Below are 23,219 nucleotides of genomic sequence, written 5' to 3'. Positions count from 1 at the left end.
GATAGCGCGTGGATCGACCCGCGACACGCCTCATGCGCAGGCACCTCGGGCCGACGTTCGATGGTATGCGCGCGGAACGCTATCCATACGAAACTCCTTCCTGTGGTGGTCAACCACCTATATCAGGATGATCGCGCGTCGCTCATGACCCACTCACCACGTCACGCACAGACGAGGCAACCGTTCTTACATGTCGGTCGTAGTTCTCGGTCACGGTCACTGGAATGTCGAACGGGCCCGAGTCCGAAACCGCCAGCTCAGCCCACATCGGCTGGGCCTGAAACCAGCCCGAGAAGTGACCGCCGGTCTGCTCGCGGACCTTCAGCGCCGACTCCCGGTCGATCGGTTTCGGTATGCCAGCCGCCATTGCCAGTAGCTGCGCCTGGCACGCGCGGTCCATCGATACAAACCACCACACCGCCTCTGCCACCGACTTGCCGACCGTGATCAGACCGTGGTTCTGCAGTATCGCGGCCTTGTGATCCCCGATCGCCTTAGCGATCCGTTGGCCCTCCTCGACGTCGTTGGCGACGCCGCCGAATTCCGCGTATACGCCGTGGTCTTCGAAGAACGCGCACGCGTCTGGCGTAAGCGGGTCCAGCGGGATTCCGAGCGTGGAGAAGGCCTTGCCGTGCAGCGAGTGTGCGTGGGCGGAGGCTACGGCGTCGGGCCGGGCGCGGTGCACTTCCGCGTGGATTACGAAGGCTGGGCGGTTCACGTGGAAGCGTCCTTCCAAGACATTGCCGTCATGATCGCAGCGGACCAGGTCGGAAGGCTTGATCCGGGAGAACGCCATGCCGAACGGGTTGACCCAGAATGTGTCCGGCTCGCCGGGATCCCGGACGGTGATGTGCCCGGTCACGCCCTCGGAAAATCCGAGCCGGCCGAAGATCCTGAACCCGTCGGCCAGTTGCTTCTTGCGGTACTCGCGCTCGGTGTCGACGGAGTCGAAAGTCGGTGGCAGCGGGAAGGGCAGTTCGCGATCAGCGAACCCGACCTTCTTCTCAGCGCGCTCACGCGGTCCGGGATCTGTTGCAGTGACGGTCATGAGCGAGGTCTCTTTCTCAAAGAAGCAGTCTGTGTGGGAGTGCCGCCTGTGAAACAGGCGGCGTCGGGACAGTGACTCCGCGGATCGGACAGGCTACCGAGCACCATCCGCGTCGTCGGGAAGGCTCAGATCATGGCTGCGGTCGCTGGCTGAATCTCACCGGCGACCGCCACGTCGACCTGCCGACGCGCGTTGGACAAAGCGGTGATCGTGCACGTCCCCAGCGGCCCAGCGCGGTCGTAGAGGCTCGCGGTACCGACCGCGATGCCGTTCGCGGACACGTGGTCCCGTGCCTGCAGACCCAGTTCCGGTCCTTCCGGGAGCCGGGACAGGGTCATGGTGACGTCGGTGTTGATGTAGCCGACGCCAGCTGTACCCCAGTTGCACATGAGGTTGGTGAAGTCGGCGACGACGGCCGAGCGCTCGAACGCGGTGATGGGCATGCCCTCGATGAGAGGAGGGATGTTGTTCCACACGGTCTTGCGGTGCGCGTTCAAGCCGGAGGTGAAGCTGTGCGTCCAGTCGCCGACCCCGGATTTGAACAGGGGCATCGAGCCTTCCGGGTGGTCGAGGCGGACATCGGGAACGTGCATGTCATGGGTAGGTCGCCAGATCTCCCCGGGTGGCTCGGTGGAGGCGATCAGGTATTGCGCGGTCGCGCGGGCCCGGACCCGGCTTCGCTGGACGATCTCCGCGTCGGCTACCCGGATGCGGTTGCCATCCCGGATGACCGCGCTGCGCAGTTCGATCGGCTCGTCGAGGACCGGGCTGAACATGTCGACGGTGAACCGGGCGGGCACGAACTCCGTTCCGGGACTGTGTGTCTCCAGCCCGTGCGCCAACAGTCCGCAGACGACGGTGCCCGACAATTGGGTGGAACTCCAGGCGCTCAGGGACTTGCGGCCCGGGAAGTATCGATTGTTCTTACAGGTGAAGAACGCCGCCATGACGTCCCCTCCGTTTGCGGCAACGGTGTCGGCGTGAGCAGGCCGACGGTCTTCTACAGCCATGGCGAGGGAGTCCCGCGGTCGCCCTGCCCGCCGTCGGGTGCGATCGCGGCGATACGTGCAATATCGTCAGCGGTCAGCTCGATGTCGGCAGCGGCGACGTTCTGCGCGACGCGGTCGGGATTGCGCGAGCCCGGAATTGGGACGATGAAATCGCGCTGTGCAAGGGTCCATGCCAACGCCAACTGCGAGACGGTGATGCCCTTGCCGACGGCGAGTCCAGCGAGCTGGTCGACCATGTGGGCGTTGGCGGCATAGTAGTCGGCGTTCCACCAGTCCATGAAGGTGCGGAAGTCCCCCCGCTCATGGTCACGGGCCGGTTTCGCCGTGCCGGTGAGGAATCCGCGTGCCAGCGGCGAGTAGGCGACGAACCCGATGCCGAGCTCGTCCAGCAGCGGGAACAGAGGTTCGGCATCCGGCGCGAAGATCGAGTACTCAGTCTGCAGCACCGAGATCGGGTGCACGGAATGCGCTCTGCGGATGGACTCGGGTGTCGCTTCCGACAGGCCGAGGTATTTAACCTTGCCGGCGTCGACGAATTCGGCCATGGTGCCGACGACGTCCTCGATCGGCACGCCGGGGTCGAGTCGGTGCTGATACAGCACATCAATACTGTCCACTCCCAGGTTCCGAAGGCTGGCCTCGACCACGTCACGAATGTGCTCGGGGCGCGAGTCGGTGCCGAAGCCGGGGGTGAACCCGAACTTGGTGGCGATCACCACTTCATCGCGGAACGGTGCCACCGCCCGGCCGAGGAGTTTCTCCCCTTCTCCCCAGCCGTACATCTCCGCGGTGTCGTAGAACGTCACCCCGAGGTCGCGCGCCCGACGGATCGCGGCGACCGACTCGGAGTCGTCGGTAGTGCCGTAGCCGACGGTGGTGCCCATCGACCCGTAACCCACCGCCGACACGGTCAGACCTTGTGTCCCCAATGTTCTCTGCTGCATGAATCCCTCTCAAGTCGAACCAAACAGTTCGGTTTGATGTTATGTGTGCCTGCGAGCATCGTCAAACCGAGCAGTTCGGGTTGATAGGGTGGAGGGTGTCGCTCCTCCCTCGTACCGATTCGACCCGTGACCGCATCGTCGAGGCGGCCACGGCCGAGTTCGCACGGCACGGGATCGCCGGTGCACGGGTCGATCGGATCGCCAAGGCTGCCAAGACCAGCAAGGAGCGCGTCTACGCGTACTTTCGCAGCAAGGACGAGCTTTACCGGTTCGTCGCCGCCCAACAGCTCGACGCGGTCGCCGAGGCGACGCAGCTGGACCCCGCCGATCTCCCCGGATACGCCGGACGGGTCCACGACTACTTCGTCGCCCACCCCGACAACCGACGTATCATGCGGTGGGGAGAGCTCGAATTCGTCGGTACCGGCGCCGCCGCCCGGGACATCGCCCGCCGGAAGATAGCGAAGATCCGATGCGCACAACAGGGCGGCCTGCTCGATCCCTCGTGGGACCCGGTGGACATCCTCGTGTTCGTCAGCCAGCTCGCGTCGGCTTGGGCCGACCAACCCGTACTGCCTTCGACCGAGGGCAGTACCCGCGATCAGTTCCTGGCGGCCCGTCGCGCGGCCATTGTCGCCGCGGTCGATCGGCTGTTCCCCGCTGCGGGAGGCGCGAACGGTTAGTGGCCGAGCGGCGAGTCGATGAGGGACGTAAGCACCCTCTGACCTACCAGGAGTTCATCCGTATCCCGCCCGCCACACGCCTGGATATCAGCTTTCAGCCACGTTTTTAGAACTGCCTCTTACAACACGGTTGTTGTGGGAAGCAACTTAAGCTGCTTATGCAAACGCTGTACCAGCGCAAACGTCTGAACTCGAAATCCCCGCTTTGTTCAAGAGGAAATGCTTCGTGGGCACGCATTGCTGCACCGCTTGTATTGCGTGTGGCGAGTGCGTTCACCACCAAAGTGGACAAGCAGCAGGCGGTGGAATGCCGGACGCGTTGGCGCGCCGGAGGTCAGGCAGACTTAGCGGGGGTACACGGTGAAGCAGTCGCATAAGGTCGGCGGCGAACTCGGGACGGGTTGGCCGCATGCGCGCTATCGGGAGTCCCTGGAGAGTGCCTGTTCCCGACAGTAGTTCGGCAAACCACCAAAGATCACATCCATCGCGGGAGTTTTACCAGCATAACGTGCCGAAATTCAGCGACACGTCCAAGGAAACAGGGGTGCCGCGCCGACGAGACCGGCGATTACTCAGGCCGGCGCACGCAGTATCTGGGATACCCGCCCATAACTACGAGCGGGGCGCAGCAATAAACGGTTTCGGGTGCACATGCACCCGGCTGTCCGGAAATCCGGCAGCGTCGGCGCCCTCGTGCAGTGTCTGCACCTGAGCCGGAGTCCAGTGCTGGGGATGAGTGAGAACGAGATCGTCCGGCGGGGCGAGCACATTGCTCAGCCGAGCGCTTGCCACCGTGACCTGGTCGATGCCATCGAAAATTACCTCGGCGGGAGAACGGGTTCGATCTGTGTCGCTGCGTTGCCTGATCAACGTCAGCGAATGAACCTGGCACTGCTCGGTGCGGGTCGCCGCGACCACGACGCCGTCGTCGCCGAAATCGATTGTCAACACCACTATGTGGTCCATGTACCGCTACCCCCTGCGCCGATCGTGCATCGGCCGCGCTCGATATTTCATCGCAGCATCAGCCCGTAGGTGTGAATCAGGGAGACCAGGGCCGCATCTTCGGCGGAGGTCAACGTCGACAGGGCGCAGGTGTGCGCCCAGGTGAGCTTGCGCTGCGCCTCAGCCCGGATGTCGGCGGGTGAGGCGTTCGGCGGCAGCCCCAACGCTGCGGCCGGGTGGGGATATTCGATGAGCCGCCGCAGCTCGGTGGTTACCGGCGATGTGGGATCCGCATCGAGCATCGCTTTGAGATGTCCGAACAGGACAACGGTGTGCAGTGCTGGATCGGTACGCAGCGTGTCGACTATCGCGCGAATACGGCCGCGGTCGGGGTGGGTGTACGCGAGTCGCTCGAGTTCACCGATGATCCGGCCCGCGCGATGCAGGTGCGCGAAGCTGCCCAGGTGATAGGTCAAGACACTGCGCAGTCTCGGGACGCCGGATCGGGCTACGAGCCAATCGTTGAGTGCAGCTGCGCCGCCGCGCGCGATGGTGCGGCCGTGGACGATACCGTATTCGCCCAGTAGATCCAGGAGCCTGTTGCGGACCTCGACCGACACCGACCCACCGGCGCCGATGCCAGCCGAGGCATCGTGAGCGCCGGAATCGAGGAGATCGATCAGGTCGAAGGGCTCGATGTCGACCAACGCGGCGAGCGCCCTGGTGTCCTGCTCGGTCACTGCACCAGTGTGAGAGGTCTCGGCGAGCAGCCCCGCGATCGGCAGAACCGTCATGACGGTCTCCGAGAGCTGCGCTGCGAGGGTGGCCGCATGATGCTCGGCGTGCTCGAGTGGATCCCGGCCGCCGAGAGCCCCTTCGCCGAATCCGTCTGCACGCGAAAGCACACCGAGGGTGGTCAACGGTGTGAAGCCGAGCCGGCGGAGGAAGTCGAGCTCGTCGGCGCGCGGCGCAGAGTCGAACAGAAACACTGCGGCGTCGGCATCGACGGAGGCAGTACGTGTCTGCTCGAAACCATCGATGAGCACCCGGCGGGTCCGGGTCTCGTTCTCGGTGGTCAAGGTGGCCAGCCCTGGCGTATCGATGAGCGTGTAGTCGCGGATCGCGGCCGATGGAAGTCGCCGGTGCAGGTAGGCGATCTCGTGGGGCGCAATGTCCAGGGCGGTGATGGCGCCTCGGACGGTGTCGACGGGGCGGCGGGCGCCATCGAGCAGAACTGCCTCGGTGCGGGCCGGGGCACCGTCTTGATACACCGAGACAATGGCGGTGGCTTCCAGAGCTGCGGTGTCGGCAACAGACGCACCGATCAGGGCATTGACCAGGGTGGACTTTCCAGCCTTGAGACGTCCCACGACGACGATGCGCGGCGGCGACCACAAGATCTCACCGATGCGGTTGGCATGGGCAGCGAGATCGGGGCCCACGGCTGCCAGTGCGTGCAGCGCCCGGTCGAGAGCGGCGCGCACCGGGTCCAACGCCGGCCCCGCCGGGGCGTTCACTGCCCACCTTCGACGGTGACCATCTGCCGATCGCCGACCGAGCGTGCGGGCGCGGGGGCGGAAAGTTCGACGATGAGCCCCTCGACGCGGGTGATGTTGCCGCGGACCACTTTCAGATTTCCCTCGAGACGAGCCAGTTTCTTCTCCCGTGTGGCCTGATCGGCGCGGGCGCTGTCCTGGGCGTCCTTGATCTGCTCCTGCAAATGCGCGATGGAGGTTTTGAGGTGTTCGCGGTAGCGGATCACGATCTCCGGGCGGGCCTGTGCGAGCGTCGAATCGATCATGCGGGTGGTGGTGGTCTTGGTGGTGGCGATGGTTTCCCTCAGCCACGTCAACAGATTCGTCTTACCCGCGCGCATGGCACGGAATCCGATGTTCAGTCCCACCCAGGCGACGCCGACGACGGCGCCCACTCCGATGATGGTCGTCACGCCGATGATGCCCCCGAGCATCGAAGAACCCATGACACCCATCGTGAGCATCGACGGGTCGAGCAGCCCCTGACGCTTGCCTGTGACCTGATGGGTCTCGATCGTACGGTTGGATAGCACTGTGACCACTTGCCCGTAGATCTGCTCCCACACGACATCCGAGTCGAATCGTGGGGCAACGATCTCGTTGTAAAGCTGCTCGAGGAACACCGCCACGGACCCGGCCATCGCCGATTGGAAATCCTTCTCCATCTCGGCAGTGAAGTGCTGCGGATTCCTGCGCAATACGTCCATGCCGTTCTTGTTGATCCGTGTCGTCCACTTCTCACGGATCTCGTCGAGTCGGCGATCGAGTTCATCGGTGGCGCTCTGACGGATCAGCGTCAGATCCCGCTGCAGGTACTGCTCCCACTCCTGCGAATGATCTTTTATCGATTGCAGTTCCTCGAGCTTCGCTGTGAGATCCGGAAGGACGGCGGCACTGTCGGTGATCCCGGCGATCTGCGTCTCCATATCACCGGCGAGGGTCCGCAGACCGCCGAGGGAGGTTCGCAGGCCATTGGCAACCGGCATGTACTGCGCGCCGGCAAGTTTCGCATCGATCAGTGTGCGCAGTGCAGTGATGCCGGAACGATGCTCGGCGCGATCACGACCTGGACCGGGGGCCATCTCGGCGGCAACGACCGCACGCAGACTCGACACACCCACAACAGGTACGTCGCGGCCCAGATGCTCGCGGAGCAACTGCTTGTCGTTTTCGACGATCGGCGCCCACCGGCGCACGTTCTTGTCGGTTTTGGTGACCACCACGATCAGCGCTTCGGTCGCGCTGCCGGCCGCGGCCGCGAAGCTCATCTCCGGAGCGGTGAGCGGGGTGGTGGCATCGCAGACGATGACCAGTACACACGCCTGAGCTGCCGAAGATGTTGCCAGTGCCGCGTAGGACGGGTCGAGCCCGCCGACACCGGGGGTGTCGATCACCGTCAACCCCGGCATCCGGTGACCGGGCACCGCAACTGCTGCGCGCGTCGGCAGCTCGTGGAGTGCAGTGTTCGCGACATGGATGCCTTCGCACGAGACCCAGTCCGCGAGTTCGGATGCAGGGATCTCGACGCCGCGGCCCGGGTAGAGCAGCCGCGCTGTCCCGGCAGGAAGATCCTCGGAGGCATCGCCGAACGCGATGGTCGTCGAGGTGGTCACCTCCACCCCGACAGGAGAAAGATCGCGGCATCCGACGAGAGCGTTGACCAGTGAGCTCTTGCCGCGTTTGACCTCGCCGACAACGATCACCGAACGGGACTGGTGATTGTCCGCTGCGCGTTGTTCGGCGAGATCGCTGATGGCGTCGTAGCCGAAGGGCCGCAAGATTTTACTATTGACTGTCTCGAGTAGAGCGTCGGCACGCTGACCCAACGGTGCGACGGTCGCGGCTGCTCTACCCGGGCTGGGGTGTTCGCTCACAATGCGAGGAGAGTCGGCTACGCCGACGTTGCCGGCGGCGGTGCGGACACCGGTGCTGTCGGCCACGTATCTTCCCCCGGAATACTCGTTACTCGATGCCATTGCGTCTTACCTGTTCGCACTCGGGCGATGCAGCGCCGACTGTGTGCCGGTCAGACCTTAACGCCTCGGCGGATGCGAGCGCATCGGAGCACCCGCGTCGGAGCCGCTGGGGGACGCCGCAGTGCGGCGTTCGAGATAAGACGGGAACCTTTCGCACCCGAGCTGCATCCAACTATCACAGACATCGTCTCGTTCCGGCGCCTTTCTACAGGCCGGACCGAGACCTCGAGAAGGGACGTTCGACCGTGCGAACAAAGACATGGATGGTGCGCGCCGGCGCATTGGCCTGTGCCGGAGCACTCCTCACCGGATGCAGTACCGATGGCAGCGCGGACGGTGAGCCGGTCGCCAAATCCGGCGGTGACAACGCTGCCGTGGATCCTGCCGGTCTCGACACCGGCTCGTACCCCACCGATCCGGCACCGGAATACGGACGCGCCGCTGACGACACGATCCTCGACGTCGAAACGCAGCGCCTTGCCGAATTCACCCTCGCCCCATTCGAAGTAGACCCTGGACTTTCGAAGGTGGGGATGCCGACGATGGGCCTGCGTAGCTCCGCGAACATCGGAGTCATCATCAACGGCGGCGCACCGGACATCGCCAAGAAGCACGACTTTCTCTACGGCTACTCCACTACAGCCTCGACGCCGGTCCCCACAGTGACCGACCCGTCACGTTCGATCGTGCACGTAGTGATGCGGTTCGCTACCGCCGAAGGTGCCACCGCTGCTGCACGGGAAATCCACAACGACCTCATCACAGTCGATTCGGACGACACCGGACTCGACAAGCCCGAGACCATCGCAATACTGCCCAACACGCTCGTCTCGACGTCCGAGCACAATTTCAACGCGGGCCCGGAAGTGTCCGTCAACGCTTTCACCGCCCACGGAACTTACGTTCTGTACACCTACGCGAGCGCGCCAGCAGACCAGAAGGACTGGACTGCAACCGCTGTGGCCAAGGCATTGGACCTACAGGGACCGTTGATCGATCAGTTCCCCGCCACGCCGACCAAAGAACAGCGCGGCGACAAGCCCGCCGAACTGCCGATGACGGACCAGGACAAGATTCTGATCTACGCCATCCCCGAAGAAGACGACGAAAGCCAACTCGGCAACGACATGGCCGCGTACGGCCCCCGGGGCATGGCGCACCGTTCCACCAACCCGCCGCTGACCTACCGCGTCCTCACCGAAGCCGGTTCGAAGAACAACGCCGTATACAAGACCACCGTCTACCGCGCATCCGATGATGAAGGTGCACAGAAGATCATGAACGAATTTCACAATGACCTGACCAGTCAGGGATACACCGAAGCTCCCTCGCCGCAGGGTCTGCCCGATGCCCGCTGCGTCACCAAAGAGACAGTTCAAGGCGCCCAGGACTACTGCATGATCGCCAACGGCCGGTATGTCGGGGAAGCATCCGGCCTCGATAACAAAAAAGACGTCGACCAGCAGATTTCGGCGCAGTACCTCATCCTCGCCAAGGCCGATCAGAACGCAAAATAAAACCGACCACGCCAAGACTGCCAATCTTCAACTTTAGTTGAGGGTGGGAGGGCGAGCTATCGCCCATACGGCGGAAGATGCGAGGGGGGAGGAGCAGTCGACCTCCCCCTCAGACGGCCAAACACCCCTCCCCAACTTGTTCGACGCAGCGCAGAGTTAAACGGTTCCGCAATTGGAGAAAATCTTTCCGTCAGGATGCTCGCGCTCGCATACACCCCCGGCGCAGAAGGTGGGGCGGTCCCGATCGCGCACATCCTGGTCTCCGAGTTGGAAGAAAAAATTGCCCACGCTGGAACCCCACAGGTCTCCGGTGCGTCCAAATAGATGTGGACGATGACCTTGAATACCGAAAGACCAACGCTGACAAGCCACAGCCGAGGTCCGCAGTCGACAACACCGTCTCACTGCTGCGATGCAAGGATGTCCGCGAGCGGTGGGCATACACGCCACGTGTGCCGGACTATCTTCGCGAAGCCCTCGAAGAGATCGAAGCGCTTCATCTCGAGGAGCGAGCACTCGTCGAAGCCTGCGTCGACTGAAAGGATGGTTGCGCGGTAGTTGATCGTGCGTGGTGCACCGACTACCGGAGCTTTCGGGTGAGGTTACCTCCGAGATCCAACCGCTGTCGCAGAGAGCGGCAGCCGGCCGCCCCGCATATCGGATGTTCAGAACATCGACAACTGCGCATCGTCGATGAGCTTGCGTTTGGTCCGAGGTCGGGTAGCTGGGGTCATCTGCCCGACCGTCGTCGGATTCGGCGGGACCTGATGTGTTGCGATCCCGGCTTTGTCGGCCAGTATCGCCCGCACACGTACACGCCGAGCCTGCTGTGCGCGACCTTTGGTGCTGTCGCGGTGCGCCCACTCCGACTGCCAGGCCGCAGACCCGGCCGCCGGCGCAGTCAGCGCCCGATCGGTCAATCGATCGAGCAGGATATCGATCTTCTCGGCCAACGACTGCGCGAGCTCGTCGAGAACCTCGTCCGGCACGCCTGCCACATCGCTGCGCCCTACCCTCGCCTCGACCATGCCTCGCACTCTAAAGGTGGCATATGACAACAGGGTGGGCCGGCTCCCCACCACAGTCACCTGGACTGCTCGCCCGCGTTGCTCGATCTTCCGATCACTCGAATATTCAACAAAATGGAACCGAATACCTCGCGGATTCGTCCAACTCAGTGTGGAAGACGATTGGTACTACCGACAAGCACTTCTCGACGAGGGGTACGACCCCGACGACCCTCATATGAGAGCCGCGATTGCCGATATCGTCGCTTTACTGCAGCGCATAGGAAGGCAGGAGCGCAAAGCAGCGCAGGATACTGACTATCCTGTTCCGCCGAGTGTTGCCGGAGGCAGTTCACACACCTATCGCGGCTCCCAAGATGGGTAGGAGGTGGCGAACACAAAAGGGTGATCGGCATCAGCCGGTTCCCCTGTTTCAAACAATCGAGGTGATCACGCGCCAGAGCTTCGTGCGGTATTGCTATCGCTACTCGGACGCAGCGTCTCGACTTCAGGCCGCCGCTCAGGCGAAACTCGTCGAATGCTGATTACGGGAGATAAGGCTTCGTGAGTACCTCGATCAGATGGCCCGCCGGGTCTTTGAAGTAGACGCCTCTACCGTCGTGATGGTGGTTGATCTGCCTCTTTTGGGTTTGGTGTGGGTCGGCCCAATACCTGATTGCTCCATTCGAAAGTCGTTTGACGACAATGTCGAACAGGTCGTCGGTGACGCGGAAAGCGTAGTGCTGTGGTTGGATCTCGTCGACCGGCGGTTCCGCGAATTGGATGAGTGCCCCGTCGCTGAGCTGGACGTTCGTGAACGGGCCCCACGATGGCGCTTCCGGTAGGTCGAACAACCAACGAAAGAATGCAGCTGACACCGACCGGTCTTTCGAGACGACGATGGTGTGATCGAACGTGATGGTCATGAGTGTCTGCCTCCTGGGCAGTTCCACGCCTCCATGCCTGACGCTGTCCGTCATCGACACGCGACGCTGGCGATGATCCTGCCAACCAGAGCGTGTGCTCGCAAGCAGTGCCTTTGACGGCGTTGTCTCGCCGAGAACGGTTTGTCGGGTAGGTGTTGCTCAACTTGATTACGCTGTACCAGGATTGACTTTGTGCCCATCCTGGTCGAACCGTCGATCCCCGAGGGATCGTTGTTCGGGATTGAACAACCCGTGATCGAGGTGTCGCGGTCGGTTTCGCTCAGGCCGTGGTTGAACGGCGACGCCGCAGCGGTGATGGAAATCTTTCAGGACCCACTCATCCAACGATGGCACGTCAAACGCGCTGATTCGATCGAGGAGGCAGCAGGATGGATCGGAGGGTGGTGGCAGTCTGAGTGGCCCAAAGAATCCGGAGCCCATTGGGCTGTGGTTGATTCAGGTTCGGACCGCCTACTCGGTCGTATCGCATTGAAAAATATTGATCTCTATGACGGGACGGCCGATCTGGCGTACTGGATGGCCGCATCTGCGCGCGGGTATGGAGTGTGCCCGAATTCCGTTGTTGCGTTAGCAAGATGGGCCTTCGACGAAATGGCCTTCAACCGACTCGAACTCGAACACTCGGTAGACAATGCTGCGTCGTGTCGCGTTGCGGATAAGGCCGGATTTCAGACGGAAGGCATCCGTCGCGAATCAGCACGCCATGCAGACGGGTGGCATGACATGCACGTACACAGCTTGCTCAGGGGAGACTCAACCCCAGGCTGAATCGGATCCAGGGCTTCAGGCGAGCGCAATTCAGGCTGTCTGCATGTTGCTTCCCGCATTGAGATCCGTCACCGCCGGATTCGCACCCAATTTGCGCCCGCCCTCACCGGAGCTGAACGACACGCCCGCAGCCGGCACATCTCCGGAGGTGACTTCGACGAGTGAGATGACCATCGCGTCGATGAGCCCGAACTCGATCCAATGCGACCACCACTGCCCCGCCGATAACGGCGGAGGCATCTCGAATGTATCGGCCGCTATTAGCGGTCCTACTACGATGTCGACCGACCACGCTCGTCAATGACTTTGCCTATAGGGGAACCACTGTGTCTGATTTTGACTACCCGCCGCCTGCATCAACCGCATCGAAGGGGCGACGGAAGTGGCCGTGGGTCACCGGTGCAGTCGTGTCCGGCTTGCTGATCATCGGTGTGGTGGATCCGACCGGGTCGAGGGACACAGCGGCGCAGGAGGCGGCGGTTGCCACAGCATCCGCCACGACGACCAGCACTCCGAAAGCTGCCGTCGCTACAGCATTGCCCGTGGCTCCGGGCGCCGCCGCGACTACACCCGAGTCGATGCTCGCGCCCGTACCGGTGGCGTTGGCGGTCGAGAACGCAGATGGTGCCAACGCTGCGCTGGGCATGCTGGCAACGGTGCCGATCAAGGGAAGAGCCCCGAAGACCGGGTACGACCGTGAGGTGTTCGGGCAGGCGTGGACCGACGATGTCACGGTCGAAGGTGGGCGCAATGGCTGCGATACGAGAAACGATATTTTGCGGCGGGACCTCACCGCTATCGCTCTGAAGCCGGGGTCCAACGGGTGCGCGGTGCAGACCGGCACCCTGGCCGATACGTACACCGGCACCACCATCAGCTTCGTCCGCGGCACCGATACCTCGAGCGCTGTCCAAATCGACCACGTGGTATCTGTAGCGGTCACCGTAGAAGACGTATGAAACATATGTTCAGTGTGTCGACGGCATGCCGGTCACGGTAGGCCATCCCGCCGGAGTTGCGTAGTTGCCGTTGGGATGAAGCACGGTTGATGTCGGCGCGAGCACCGCTCGCTCTCTTGGTGGGTCAGCCCCGTCCCGCTTGAAGATCGTGTTACGGGACCGCTTTGCTGTCGGGGGAGTTTGGTCGAGAAAGTGCGTCAGACGGGTCCATGCGTGGTGCGTGCGTTCACCCCTCAATGACCAAGCAGCAGGCAGTGGAGTGCCGGAAGCATTGGCGCGCCGGAGGTCAGGCCGACTTAGTCGCGGTACACGGAGAAGCGGTCGCACAAGGTCGACTGCGAACTCGGGAGGGGTCGGCCGCGTGCGTGCTGCCGGGAGTCACTGGGGTGGCCGATCATGTTCGCAAGAGTAAATCGGCAAGCCGCTTCGGATCGACTTTCCAGTCCTCACGTCGAATCCGGCGCTGCTTTCACCAAAGATCGCACCCGCTGGGCCTCGTAAGGTGATCCGACAGGGCCTCGGACATTGGCTGCCAAACGCTTGGGTCAAGTTCTTCGTCGTTGGTCGGCAGAGGGGTTTCAACGTCGGAAGCATAGGCCTTGACTGGCTTCTCGAAAACTGTCTCGGTAACGATTACGTCCCTGGCAAACAACTCAGGGTCAATGGTCAGCACACCCTCGTCGACAAGGCTCTCCACTAACAGCAGCGTAAGGTGAACGTGGTCGACTATTCGCGCGACGATGCCGGCGGCAGCCTTGTATCGTTCTGTCACCCCGAGCCCTTTAGATTCTGCTTCTTTGTCGTCGGCATGCACGACATCGCCGTAGAACCACGCATACATCAAGTCTTGGTCCGTAGCGGTGCCTTGTTCGGTGACGATGTAGTACGCCTGGGCCTTGTCGTCGCGCGTCGCAACGTTTTCCCACATTTTGTGCCAGATGGTGATCGGTTCAATGTAGGGAGGGAATTCGGCGGCTGGAGCAAGGGCTGCTACGGAGTTAAGCACCTTTGCGAAGTGCAGGTCATCGCCGTCGAGCGTGAGAGGGCGAATCCGCGCGGCCAACGACTCCATAAGCTCCTCCGCCGGATACTCCTCTCTCAGCACGTAAGTATCTTCATTTGTTCGGTGATCCTTGGTGATCAACACGTTCATTTGCCCGCTACGAGCTCGTTCCATGAGATCTCGCTGTTCGCGCCACAGCGAGTGCGATGTGATCCGTCGGGCGCGAAGAACGAACGCTTTTAGTCGCTGCTCATCAGTGAACGCGATTCGCTTCTGCCTGCCCATGGCATGGATCGTATGCGCCATGTTTTGGGAGTGGGTGGATCGCCTCGAACGTCGTCGGGCACCTATGCGCTCTGCTTGTCCAGGCCGCCGGTCTGGCGCGTGAGCACAATCAACGACACGGCCGATTCCTGCACCAGCAGGGTCCCGTTGCAGCAACGAATGAATAGTGCGACCTTCGAATACGGACACGTTGCCATCAGACGTACAACAGCTAGTGGAAGATGCGACTAGTTACCTGCCCCCTGGCAACGGTATTCCCTTGAGTGTCCTTGACAACGACCTCGGTCGTCGTGGTCGTCCGGGTTCTATGGACAACTTCGGCAGTCGCGGCAAGGTCCGTACGAGCCGGGGTAAAGTAGGCAACCGAGAGGTGTGTAGTCGCTCCTCCCGTCGCGTTGTCCGCCTCGACAACCCCAGAAGCAGAAGCAGCCGCTCCGGCGGCATCGATGAGCGTTGCCAGAATCCCCCCATGGATGACGCCAGGCATGGTCTCGATATCTTCAGATATCGGCATGGCAAGCGTAATTGCATCGACCTCAGCGTCCTCGACTGACAGCGTCAACGCCTTGCCCACTGGTGAACCAGCCACTAGTTTGTCGATCCAATACTGAGCGAGGGCGCTGATCATGAGGTTATCTCCTTCGGTGGGGTGGGTTGTCCTCCAAGTTCACGTGTAAAAGGTCTGCACGTCGATTACCTCCGAGGTCATGGTGGTGCCCACATCTCTGCACTACCGTTGGCTGATGCAGGTCTCAGCGGGTGCCCTGGTCCGAGAGTGGCGACTGCGGCGACGGCTTTCACAATTGGAGTTGGCGCACAGCACTGATGTCTCACCTCGGCACCTCAGCTACATCGAGACCGGGCGTTCGAATCCCACCAGCCGTATGCTGCTGCGCCTGTGCGCGCAGCTTCAGATCCCATTTCGTGAACAAAACCAAATCCTGCTGGCTGGGGGCTTCGCTCCCGCTCACCCACAACATCAGCTCAGTGACGCTCCGCTCGCTGATGTGAGCCGAGCTTTGGAATCAATCTTGCAGGCGCATATGCCTTTTCCAGCGCTGGTCATTGATCGTCGATGGGATTTGGTGACCGCGAACGATGCGGCGTACTCGCTGTTCGGTGACGTCGACCCGATCATGCTTCGACCGCCCATCAACGTCATCCGACTTACATTGAGTTCTGATGGATTGGCTTCGCGAATCGTGAACCTCGATCAGTGGCGATCGGCAGTGATGCAGCGACTCCAAAGCGAATACACCGCAACAGGTGATGCCGATCTAGCGGCACTGATAAACGAATTTTCGGATGCGGCCTCAACCCCTGCCTTAGATGAAGACCTCTTCGTCGTACCTCTGGAGATCAGGGCTGTCGATGGCGTCGTGCTGTCGTTCATATCCACTACCACCGTCTTCGGCACGCCTCGCGAAGTGACTCTGTCAGAGCTGGCGATCGAAACCTTCTATCCGGCAAACGACACCACCCGACTTCACTTCCAGGCCCGGATGTCAGTTCTCAGGTGATCTGGCGATGTGGTGCCGAGTTCTCATCGAATGTGGCGAGAATGATGTTTCGGTGCTGGAACCGTCGGCAGGGCAGACAAGGTCTGCCGGGGATTTCGGGGGCCGTGTTCATTACCGAGGGTGGCGTGAAGCGGCGGGTGGCGTGGGTGTCGCTGCCGGAGGTTGTGGGCGAGCTGGGTCGACCAGTGCGGTCATTTCCGTCGTATCGGGGCCAGCGAAATTCTCCGGGGTGGTGTTGGTTGCCCACGACGGGCTGCAGGGTCGGATTCGAGTCGTGTCCGGTAGAACGCCCCTATTCCGGGGCCTGGAAGCCGCCGATTTTCCGCTCGAGCAGTTCGGCCAGCCGCAATGGGGTGCGGTCCTCGAACATGGGACCGATGAGCTGAACTCCCACCGGCAGGCCCTTTTGGGACCGGCCCGCCGGGATGGCGGTGGCAGGCAAGCCGGGCATGGTCGCCAGACCGGCCCACACGAGCTGGTCGAAGTACGGATAGGCGACGCCGTCGATGTCGATGTGCCGGTCCTCCAGACCTCCGTTGTGGTCGTGCGGGAAGGCTGGAGTGGGCGTGATGGGGCACACCACGGCATCGAACTCGGCGAAGAGCTGCCGCCAGCTGTGGCGGTGGAGCTCGCGACGGTTGTTCGCCTCGACCCAGTCGCGGTGGCTCAGCACCATGCCGTGCACCCGCGCCGCATCAAGACTCCGGTCGTGCGCGCTCAGGGCGGCGGCGTCGGTCTGTAGCTGTTCATACACATCGACGGGAATACCTGCGGCGGCGTTCGAGAGCATCAGCAGCATGTACAGCGTCGCCGCATCGATCGGATCGGGCAGCAGGGGACTGCGCCGTTCGACGCGGGCACCTTCGTCGACGAGCGCCTCGGCGACCCGGTTCACGCCCGCCCGCACAGCCGCTCCGGTCGGAATGAGCGGATGGTCCTCGATGATCAGGACACTGAAGTCCGAGAGCCGTTCGTGGCGCGCGGGCGGCAGTGCAACGTCGTAGGCGACGCCGTGGGTCAGCGGGTCCGGTCCGGCCATGACGTCGAGCAGCAGTGTGAGGTCACGGGCGGTTCGGGCCATTGGCCCGACGACAGCGAGGTCGAGGTCGACCGGCAATGCTGGTGCGGTCGGTGCGACCATGCCGCGGGTCGGCACCAGCCCGAGGGTCGGCTTGTGTGCGTAGACACCGCAGAAATGCGCGGGGGTACGCAGCGAACCGGCTAAGTCGGAACCGATGGACAGTGCGCCAAATCCGGACGCCAGGGCCGCCGCCGACCCACCCGACGAGCCACCCGACGTGCGGCTGTGATCCCACGGATTGTTGGTAGTGCCGTAGATCTTGTTGAAGCTCTGGATATCTCGCAGCATCAACGGCACATTGGTCTTACCGAGCACCACCGCGCCGGCGGCCTTCAACCGCGACACCTGTACCGCGTCCTCGGCCGGTATATGGTTCCTCTGCTGCGGCATGCCCCAGGTTGTGGGCAGCCCGGCGATGTTGTAGGACTCTTTGACTGTCACCGGAATACCGAGCAATGCCCGCTCCTCGCCACGGGCGCGCGCCTGGTCGGCACGGCGCGCGTCAGCCCGTGCACGGTCGAAGTCCGGCACACAGATTGCGTTGATTGCTTTGTCGTCGCGCTCGATACGGGCGATCGCATCGTCGGTCAGTTCTGCCGAGGTCACCTCACCGGCGTGCAACGCTGCTGCGAGTTCTTCGGCCGACCGAAAATTCCATTTCATGAATCCGACGCTATGGGTCTGCCGTGGAAGACATAAAATGCGGCTTCGCACAACAGAAGTCGAACGCACCAGCTATGTTGGCGACGTCGCGCACTCGTTCTGCCATTGAGGACACCCCACCCAGGTCACAGTGGTTGCAGTGAACCAACGCCACTGGCACAGGCCACGGAATGCCGTTTTGCGCAACGGGATGGATATCTCAGTGCTCACCGTGTTTCCACAGCTTATTCGCCCGACCGCCGGTTATGGTGGCGCGCGGCGGGGATCGGTGTCGGACTGGAAGTTTAGGAGACCTTCATCGGACACCCGCGCGTACTTCGCGAGGCTGCGAATCGAGGTATGACCGGCGAGCTTCATTAGCACCGGCGTGGACGCACCATACTCCGCAGCGTGGGTCAAATCGCAAGTGCCGAAGCTGGTGCAAGGTATATGGGCCAACGTCTCAATGGAGCGTGTGAGCCTCGAACTACTCGGCGCGCGCCGGTATGACAGCCGCGCCCGTTCGGTCGGAGGGCGAGAAGAAATTCGCCAGATCCGATGGGAAGAATCGACTGACATTGCATCTGTCGCATGTGGCGGACCGCAGCTCAAACCCGCCTAGCTCCGCCACATTGGATGCGAAGCCACACCGGAACCCATAAACGCGGAGACCAGCACGAGGATTCATTCACAACGGAGGACGGTTCCTGGGCCGGACGGCTCCGGAGCCTGAAAGCGGCGGTCAGTCTTCGAGCTGTGCGAGGCGTCGGCGTAGGTGGAGGTTCTCCCCGTGCGCCGTGGCCAGAGCCGCCTGGAGCGCATGCACCTCTTCTTGGTGGCGGCGGCGCTCAGCCTTCAGCTGGCTCGAAAGGGCCCGGATCGCGCTGCTGCTGCTGGATTCGCCATCTGTCGTCGGTTCGGCTGTGCGCTGGACTAATGGTGCGGTTCGTAGATCGGTGATCTTGGATCGTAAGTCGGCGGCGTTGTAGAGGAAGTCGGTGGACACGCCGGCGCGTCGGGCGACGGCGGCGAAAGTGACCGGTTCGCCTTCCTCGGCCATCTGTTGGAGCGCAGCGGTGGCGCATCTGAGGGCCTCGTCGTGCCGGGATTTGGCGGCTCGGATCAGGTGCTCGCTCACTGGGCGTCCTTCCCGGTGTCTTTCACCGGCTGGGTGCGGTCGTTGGCTCCGGCACCTCGTACGGCCTGTGCGGTATCGCTGACGTCTTCGATGGCGAGCAGGATCTGCTGCAGTGAAGTGGTTTCCGCTGCCCGGCCTTGCAGCCAGATGTTGTCCTCGCCCATCGGTGTGCCATACCTAGCCAAGAACGCGGCCTCCCGTTGTTCGACCAGCCGTTCAGTATCGGTGAGCTGGCCGCGCAGCGCCGGAGCATGGCTGGCATCGGTGACGAACTTGTCACACGAGAGGCAGGCGTTACCGCGATTGCACACTTGCTTCGGCGGCAGCATGCACCAGCCATTGGGAAGAACTCGATCCGCTCGCCTATCCAGCTGCAAAACGTCGTAGAGGTCGCTCGGGTCCACAGACAGAGGGCGGCCGTCGGTAGTGACCTTCTTGAACCGGAGGAACTCGCGTTCAGCGGTCTGGGCGAGGGTGACCGCGTAGTGCATCGTCATCTCCGGGCTGACGTGGCCGAAATAGCGCATGACCACGTGCAGCGGGACCCCGGCATTGAGTAGGTTCGTTGCGGCCGTGTGGCGGAACCGGTGGGTCTTACTGATAGGCACGATCCGCCCATGGCTGTCCACAATGTCGAGCCGGTCGGTGAGCTTGCCGAGGACGCTGTGGAGGGTGGCGGCGGAGTAGGGGTGCATCCCGTTGCGGTTTTCCCTTGGTCGTGGGAAGAGGTAGCGCGGCGCTCTATCTGTCCAGCCCATCGCGGTCATGTGTCGTCGGGCCTCGGCCTGCTGGGCGCGGATGATGGCGACCACCTCGTGATCGACGGGGATCGAGTTCGGTTGCCCGCTTTGGACCTTCGTCTGTTGGTAGCGCATTCGGGCGATCAGACCGGACTCGTCGGTGTCCTTGGTGCCGACCAGCGGCAGCAGCGGGTCGAAGTCCATCATCAGGACCTCGTTGACCCGGCGGCCGGTTCGGATCAGCAGCATCAACGCGTGGAACGCCGCGAGATCGCCAAGGCCGCCGTCTGCCTTGGGGAGCGCCAGCAGCTCAGCGCCTTCGGCGATGCGAGACACGACGTCGTCCTCGAGCACCATGTCCTCGCTGCGTTTGTTCGTCAGCCGCGGTTTGTCGCCGGGGCGGAACAGGACGCTGTGAGCCGCACCCAGCGTCAGCCACCGTGGCTCGCGCAAAGTGGCCGCCGCGTCGGTCCGGTTGTCATACATCCAAGCGTAAAAGTGCTCAATTGTGCTCAGAATTGCCCTCCGCGGGTTCGCCGCCAGGGGATGGCCCGTCCGAGGGCCCGAGGTCACCGTGTGACTGCGCACGCCGGCGAGGAAGCCGCGGACGAAGGGACGCAGTTCATCGGGGTCGGCGACTAGCGATGGGCCGGCGTCTCCAACATCTTCGAGGTAGCGCTGCAGCCACTTCAGTCCATCCAGCCGCGTCCTCATCGTGCTCCAGGAGTAGCGCTCCGTTTCCAGGCAGGTCGAGAGCCACCACTTCGCTGCTTCCCGGAGCCAGTCGCTGGTCAGGTGACTGAAGTTGGCGATGCTGCGCCCATGCGGCTCGTGGTCGCGTTGCGGGACGCGCGGATCGAGCTGAGGATTCCAGACATTTAGCTGCCACCAGTCTCCCCGGTGATATGGGTAGACCAAGACGTCTTGGAGCCGGCGGATCGTGTGCAGCGCGTGCTTGTCGTTGCTTCGGCCCAAGTCGGTACCGCGCAGTCGGGCGCCCTGCGCTTGGCGCAGCCACTCCTCGGGCGTCAGCTGCAGCAAGGATTGGGCGGCCCGAGCGGTGGCGCCGCCATGACTGGTGGCGGCGCGCAGCACTCGGCTCGTCGCGTTGAATGCCAGAGGGTAGACGCGCCGTCCGAGTTCGATCTCACGGTGGAGCAACCAAGCCAGCTCCCAGGTCATCGGCTCGGGTAGGCCTCGCATGCTGACGGCGATTGTAGTCCAGGGACCCCCGGCACTAGTCTCCGCTACGGCTGCTCGGTACCGCTCGGGCATCGTGGTCTTGTCGAAGTGGTCGCGCCGGCAGTCCTCGGGCAACATCTCCCAAAGATGCGTGGCCACATGGATATCGAACATCTCGGAGACCGGTAGCCGTGGGTCTCGCCGGTCGAGCCGTTTCCCGGCGCGCCCGTTGCGCTGGGCCCTGCCTGGCTGCTCAGACATCGGCGCTGCCCTCCCATCCCTGCACGATGTGGCGCCAATTGGCCAACGCGGCGAGTTCGGCATCCTCGGTGACATGCCCGTATGTGTTGGTCGTTGTCTGCACGTCTCGGTGACCCAGACGGCGGCTCACCACGTGCAGCGGGGTGCCGGCCAACAACAGGGCCGTGGCGTGGGTGTGGCGGAACCAGTGCGGAGTCATCCCAGACGGAAGTTCCGGGATCTGGCGCTTCATCCTGTCCAGGTGCGCGTAAACGCTCTCTGGCCGCAGTGGGGCGAACATCGGTTCCCGGAAGGCGTTGCAGAAGATGTAGGCCGCGTCCCAGTCCTCGATGACGGCGTCCGCGCCACGGTCACAAAGCCACCACACGTAATCGCCATACAGTCGGTCGAGCACGCTACCCACGAACACGCGCCGTGCCCCGCTCTTCAACTGGAGCCCGTGTGGATGCTGCCGGGGGACGATCTGGACCGAAGCGGTGTCCCCGCGCCCCATGCTCCAGTCCCGGTGCTGCAGCGACAGTGCCTCACCGATCCTCAATCCCGTTTCTGCGAGCAGTGTCCAGAGCAACCGGTAGCGCAGGTCCCCAATCCACTCCCCGCTGACCGGGTCGAAGCTGGCTTCGGAGGCGATCAGTGACTTGACATTTACGGGCTCCAGCACCGGCACCTCCCGTGGCCGGACCCGCACCCGAACCTGCGATTTCCGGCGGGTCTGTCTCCGCGCCACGTGCTCCAAGAACGGCAAGTACCGACCCGGCCGGGCATGGACCTGCTCGTAGAGGAACGACGCCGCGGGCACTCCCATCGAGGCGTGGAAGCGGTAGAAGCTCATCACCGGCCGCACCCGGGCCGCGACCGTCGCATCCGAAACCACACGACCCCGCTCTAGCGCAACCGTCCGGGAGCCGACTCGTCCCGCCCTCAACGCCTGGAGGAACGATCCGAAGTCCGTCAGCTGGACCGCGTCCCACGCGCGGTTGCAACTGGCCAGATGAGTCGACCAGAGAGCGAGGCTTTTTGCGTAGGCGCGAATCGTGTTCGGCGAGTAATCCGACTGCCGAGCAAAATCCAAGTAGGCCTCGACGGGTTCGATCACTTTGCCTACGTCGTCAACCACCGTCCACGTCACGACATCCTGGAACGTCACCCGCTGCGTCGCTGCCATCAGCACTCCTTCGTTGACAGCAAACGTAGAGACGAGCACCGACAACCGGACCTTCCCAACCATCACGCCGATACCTGATAACACCACCGTCGACATACCGATTGGTCACTTCACCCCGCCGTCACTGACGTCGTCGGCACCGTGCGAGACGTACCGGATAACACGTGGTCGCCCTCAGCAATGCCTGGCAGACAGGTGCGCAGCAACTCGACCCGGCCACGCGGGCGAACCTGGCGAACGACCCGCGCAACCTGCAGGCCGTCGACGGCCCGGCGAACCAGCAGAAGAGCGACGGTGACGCCGCGACCTGGCTCCCCAGTAACACCGCATACCGGTGCACCTATGTTGCTCGGCAGGTCGAGGTGAAGGCCGCCTACGGATTGTGGGTCACCCAGCCCGAACACGACGCGATCACCCGCGTCCTCGGTGATTGCGGCGCCGCAGCCCCAGTCGCACCTGCTCCAGCTCCGCCAGCGCCAGCTCCTCGACCTGCACCGGTCGCACCAGCACCTGTTCCGGTCGCACCAGCACCAGCACCAGCGCCCGCTCCGCTGGTCGAGGCGCCTGCACCGTCGAGCGTGTACTACCAGAATTGCAGCGCAGTTCGTGCAGCCGGTGCAGCCCCCATCCGGGCCGGACAACCCGGCTACAGCAGCAAGCTCGACCGTGATGGTGACGGCGTCGGTTGCGAGTAACGCCGTGGATGTGATCTGGAACTGTAGTCGTCGACTTTGAGTCGGCGAAGGGTCGGAAGTTCACGGCACAGGCCCTATCGCGAGGTGGGTCACCGAAATTGAATGCAGAGTCCGATGGAGGTTGATCCGACCTAGACGTCGGTTGAATACCGTCCGGGGTGCCTGCGG

At 63.0% G+C, this 23,219-nt stretch carries 21 protein-coding genes and 1 pseudogene; 7 read left to right on the top strand and 15 right to left on the bottom strand.

Features of this window, described 5'->3' with window-relative positions; all coding sequences use genetic code 11:
• Nucleotides 1–142 precede the first annotated feature (142 nt).
• The 3 genes from QMK32_RS18555 to QMK32_RS18545 form a co-directional block, all read right to left on the bottom strand.
• Nucleotides 143–1,048, bottom strand: coding sequence for a class II aldolase/adducin family protein (locus QMK32_RS18555; protein ID WP_283476649.1), 906 nt, complete (start codon nt 1,046–1,048; stop codon nt 143–145).
• A 125-nt stretch (nt 1,049–1,173) separates the two neighbouring features.
• Nucleotides 1,174–2,058, bottom strand: a complete 885-nt coding sequence (locus QMK32_RS18550) for an acyl-CoA thioesterase domain-containing protein (RefSeq protein ID WP_283476648.1) — start codon at nt 2,056–2,058, stop codon at nt 1,174–1,176.
• Nucleotides 2,049–3,002, bottom strand: coding sequence for an aldo/keto reductase (locus QMK32_RS18545; RefSeq protein ID WP_283476646.1), 954 nt, complete (start codon nt 3,000–3,002; stop codon nt 2,049–2,051). The genes QMK32_RS18550 and QMK32_RS18545 overlap by 10 nt, the downstream gene beginning before the upstream one ends.
• Nucleotides 3,003–3,097: 95 nt before the next feature.
• Here QMK32_RS18545 and QMK32_RS18540 point away from each other — a divergent pair, with 95 nt between their 5' ends.
• Nucleotides 3,098–3,685 (top strand): TetR/AcrR family transcriptional regulator, encoded by a 588-nt coding sequence (locus QMK32_RS18540; RefSeq protein WP_283476645.1) that lies wholly within the window; start codon nt 3,098–3,100, stop codon nt 3,683–3,685.
• Between the two features lie 612 nt (nt 3,686–4,297).
• Here the strand turns inward: QMK32_RS18540 and QMK32_RS18535 are convergent.
• The 3 genes from QMK32_RS18535 to QMK32_RS18525 are packed head-to-tail and all read right to left on the bottom strand — an operon-like array spanning nt 4,298 to nt 8,105.
• On the bottom strand, nt 4,298–4,651 hold the full coding sequence (locus tag QMK32_RS18535; RefSeq protein ID WP_283476644.1) for a hypothetical protein: 354 nt from the start codon (nt 4,649–4,651) through the stop codon (nt 4,298–4,300).
• Between the two features lie 47 nt (nt 4,652–4,698).
• Nucleotides 4,699–6,147, bottom strand: coding sequence for a GTPase (locus QMK32_RS18530; protein WP_283476643.1), 1,449 nt, complete (start codon nt 6,145–6,147; stop codon nt 4,699–4,701).
• Nucleotides 6,144–8,105, bottom strand: a complete 1,962-nt coding sequence (locus QMK32_RS18525; protein ID WP_283476642.1) for a dynamin family protein — start codon at nt 8,103–8,105, stop codon at nt 6,144–6,146. Before QMK32_RS18525 ends, QMK32_RS18530 begins: the two co-directional genes overlap by 4 nt.
• Nucleotides 8,106–8,386: 281 nt before the next feature.
• Here QMK32_RS18525 and QMK32_RS18520 point away from each other — a divergent pair, with 281 nt between their 5' ends.
• Nucleotides 8,387–9,658 carry a DUF7373 family lipoprotein gene (locus tag QMK32_RS18520; RefSeq protein WP_283476640.1) on the top strand — a complete coding sequence of 424 codons (1,272 nt, stop codon included), beginning with the start codon at nt 8,387–8,389 and terminating at the stop codon, nt 9,656–9,658.
• Between the two features lie 326 nt (nt 9,659–9,984).
• On the top strand, nt 9,985–10,197 hold the full coding sequence (locus QMK32_RS18515; protein WP_283476639.1) for a hypothetical protein: 213 nt from the start codon (nt 9,985–9,987) through the stop codon (nt 10,195–10,197).
• A gap of 126 nt (nt 10,198–10,323) precedes the next feature.
• On the opposite strand, the gene QMK32_RS18510 is transcribed toward QMK32_RS18515, so the two are convergent.
• Both QMK32_RS18510 and QMK32_RS18505 read right to left on the bottom strand, forming a co-directional pair.
• The gene (locus QMK32_RS18510) at nt 10,324–10,686 is read right to left on the bottom strand and encodes a hypothetical protein (protein WP_283476638.1); all 363 of its coding nucleotides are present in this window, start codon (nt 10,684–10,686) and stop codon (nt 10,324–10,326) included.
• Between the two features lie 524 nt (nt 10,687–11,210).
• Complete coding sequence (locus tag QMK32_RS18505; RefSeq protein WP_283476637.1) at nt 11,211–11,591, bottom strand: VOC family protein; 381 nt, start codon at nt 11,589–11,591, stop codon at nt 11,211–11,213.
• Nucleotides 11,592–11,783: 192 nt separating this feature from the next.
• Here QMK32_RS18505 and QMK32_RS18500 point away from each other — a divergent pair, with 192 nt between their 5' ends.
• Complete coding sequence (locus QMK32_RS18500; protein ID WP_283476636.1) at nt 11,784–12,380, top strand: GNAT family N-acetyltransferase; 597 nt, start codon at nt 11,784–11,786, stop codon at nt 12,378–12,380.
• A 30-nt stretch (nt 12,381–12,410) separates the two neighbouring features.
• Here the strand turns inward: QMK32_RS18500 and QMK32_RS18495 are convergent, their stop codons facing one another.
• Entirely contained in the window at nt 12,411–12,620 is a 210-nt protein-coding gene (locus QMK32_RS18495; protein ID WP_283476635.1) for a hypothetical protein, read from the bottom strand.
• 86 nt (nt 12,621–12,706) lie between these two features.
• Between QMK32_RS18495 and QMK32_RS18490 the strand changes: the two genes are divergently transcribed.
• Nucleotides 12,707–13,339, top strand: coding sequence for a hypothetical protein (locus QMK32_RS18490; protein WP_283476633.1), 633 nt, complete (start codon nt 12,707–12,709; stop codon nt 13,337–13,339).
• Nucleotides 13,340–13,808: 469 nt separating this feature from the next.
• On the opposite strand, the gene QMK32_RS18485 is transcribed toward QMK32_RS18490, so the two are convergent.
• Together QMK32_RS18485 and QMK32_RS18480 are read right to left on the bottom strand one after the other, a co-directional pair.
• Nucleotides 13,809–14,648, bottom strand: a complete 840-nt coding sequence (locus QMK32_RS18485; protein ID WP_283476632.1) for a hypothetical protein — start codon at nt 14,646–14,648, stop codon at nt 13,809–13,811.
• A 190-nt stretch (nt 14,649–14,838) separates the two neighbouring features.
• Nucleotides 14,839–15,255, bottom strand: a complete 417-nt coding sequence (locus QMK32_RS18480; RefSeq protein WP_283476631.1) for a PaaI family thioesterase — start codon at nt 15,253–15,255, stop codon at nt 14,839–14,841.
• Nucleotides 15,256–15,334: 79 nt separating this feature from the next.
• On the opposite strand from QMK32_RS18480, the gene QMK32_RS18475 reads away from it, so the two are divergent.
• Nucleotides 15,335–16,147 carry a helix-turn-helix domain-containing protein gene (locus tag QMK32_RS18475; RefSeq protein WP_349307575.1) on the top strand — a complete coding sequence of 271 codons (813 nt, stop codon included), beginning with the start codon at nt 15,335–15,337 and terminating at the stop codon, nt 16,145–16,147.
• A gap of 292 nt (nt 16,148–16,439) precedes the next feature.
• Here QMK32_RS18475 and QMK32_RS18470 read toward each other — a convergent pair whose 3' ends face one another.
• The 4 genes from QMK32_RS18470 to QMK32_RS18455 all read right to left on the bottom strand — a co-directional run bounded on the left by QMK32_RS18470 (nt 16,440) and on the right by QMK32_RS18455 (nt 22,356).
• Complete coding sequence (locus QMK32_RS18470; protein WP_283476628.1) at nt 16,440–17,891, bottom strand: amidase; 1,452 nt, start codon at nt 17,889–17,891, stop codon at nt 16,440–16,442.
• A 721-nt stretch (nt 17,892–18,612) separates the two neighbouring features.
• Complete coding sequence (locus QMK32_RS18465; RefSeq protein WP_283476627.1) at nt 18,613–19,008, bottom strand: DUF6262 family protein; 396 nt, start codon at nt 19,006–19,008, stop codon at nt 18,613–18,615.
• Nucleotides 19,005–20,930, bottom strand: coding sequence for a tyrosine-type recombinase/integrase (locus QMK32_RS18460; RefSeq protein WP_283476625.1), 1,926 nt, complete (start codon nt 20,928–20,930; stop codon nt 19,005–19,007). Before QMK32_RS18460 ends, QMK32_RS18465 begins: the two co-directional genes overlap by 4 nt.
• 253 nt (nt 20,931–21,183) lie before the next feature.
• Nucleotides 21,184–22,356, bottom strand: coding sequence for a site-specific integrase (locus QMK32_RS18455; protein ID WP_283476623.1), 1,173 nt, complete (start codon nt 22,354–22,356; stop codon nt 21,184–21,186).
• A gap of 161 nt (nt 22,357–22,517) precedes the next feature.
• Here QMK32_RS18455 and QMK32_RS18450 point away from each other — a divergent pair.
• Nucleotides 22,518–23,051: pseudogene (locus QMK32_RS18450) on the top strand (excalibur calcium-binding domain-containing protein); the annotation flags it as partial.
• Between the last annotated feature and the right edge of the window lie 168 nt (nt 23,052–23,219).

The sequence above is a fragment of the Rhodococcus sp. H29-C3 genome (assembly GCF_030063405.1).
Lineage (GTDB): Bacteria > Actinomycetota > Actinomycetes > Mycobacteriales > Mycobacteriaceae > Rhodococcoides.
The sequence above is the reverse complement of the archived record's forward strand: the minus strand, read 5'-3'. Positions and strand labels throughout refer to the sequence as shown.

Coding starts and splice junctions, on each gene's coding strand:
- QMK32_RS18555 (WP_283476649.1), bottom strand. CDS start 1,048: ATGACCGTCACTGCAACAGATCCCGGACCGCGTGAGCGCGCTGAGAAG.
- QMK32_RS18550 (WP_283476648.1), bottom strand. CDS start 2,058: ATGGCTGTAGAAGACCGTCGGCCTGCTCACGCCGACACCGTTGCCGCA.
- QMK32_RS18545 (WP_283476646.1), bottom strand. CDS start 3,002: ATGCAGCAGAGAACATTGGGGACACAAGGTCTGACCGTGTCGGCGGTG.
- QMK32_RS18535 (WP_283476644.1), bottom strand. CDS start 4,651: ATGGACCACATAGTGGTGTTGACAATCGATTTCGGCGACGACGGCGTC.
- QMK32_RS18510 (WP_283476638.1), bottom strand. CDS start 10,686: ATGGTCGAGGCGAGGGTAGGGCGCAGCGATGTGGCAGGCGTGCCGGAC.
- QMK32_RS18505 (WP_283476637.1), bottom strand. CDS start 11,591: ATGACCATCACGTTCGATCACACCATCGTCGTCTCGAAAGACCGGTCG.
- QMK32_RS18495 (WP_283476635.1), bottom strand. CDS start 12,620: ATGCCTCCGCCGTTATCGGCGGGGCAGTGGTGGTCGCATTGGATCGAG.
- QMK32_RS18485 (WP_283476632.1), bottom strand. CDS start 14,648: ATGGCGCATACGATCCATGCCATGGGCAGGCAGAAGCGAATCGCGTTC.
- QMK32_RS18480 (WP_283476631.1), bottom strand. CDS start 15,255: ATGATCAGCGCCCTCGCTCAGTATTGGATCGACAAACTAGTGGCTGGT.
- QMK32_RS18475 (WP_349307575.1), top strand. CDS start 15,335: ATGGTGGTGCCCACATCTCTGCACTACCGTTGGCTGATGCAGGTCTCA.
- QMK32_RS18470 (WP_283476628.1), bottom strand. CDS start 17,891: ATGAAATGGAATTTTCGGTCGGCCGAAGAACTCGCAGCAGCGTTGCAC.
- QMK32_RS18460 (WP_283476625.1), bottom strand. CDS start 20,930: ATGACCTGGGAGCTGGCTTGGTTGCTCCACCGTGAGATCGAACTCGGA.
- QMK32_RS18455 (WP_283476623.1), bottom strand. CDS start 22,356: ATGGCAGCGACGCAGCGGGTGACGTTCCAGGATGTCGTGACGTGGACG.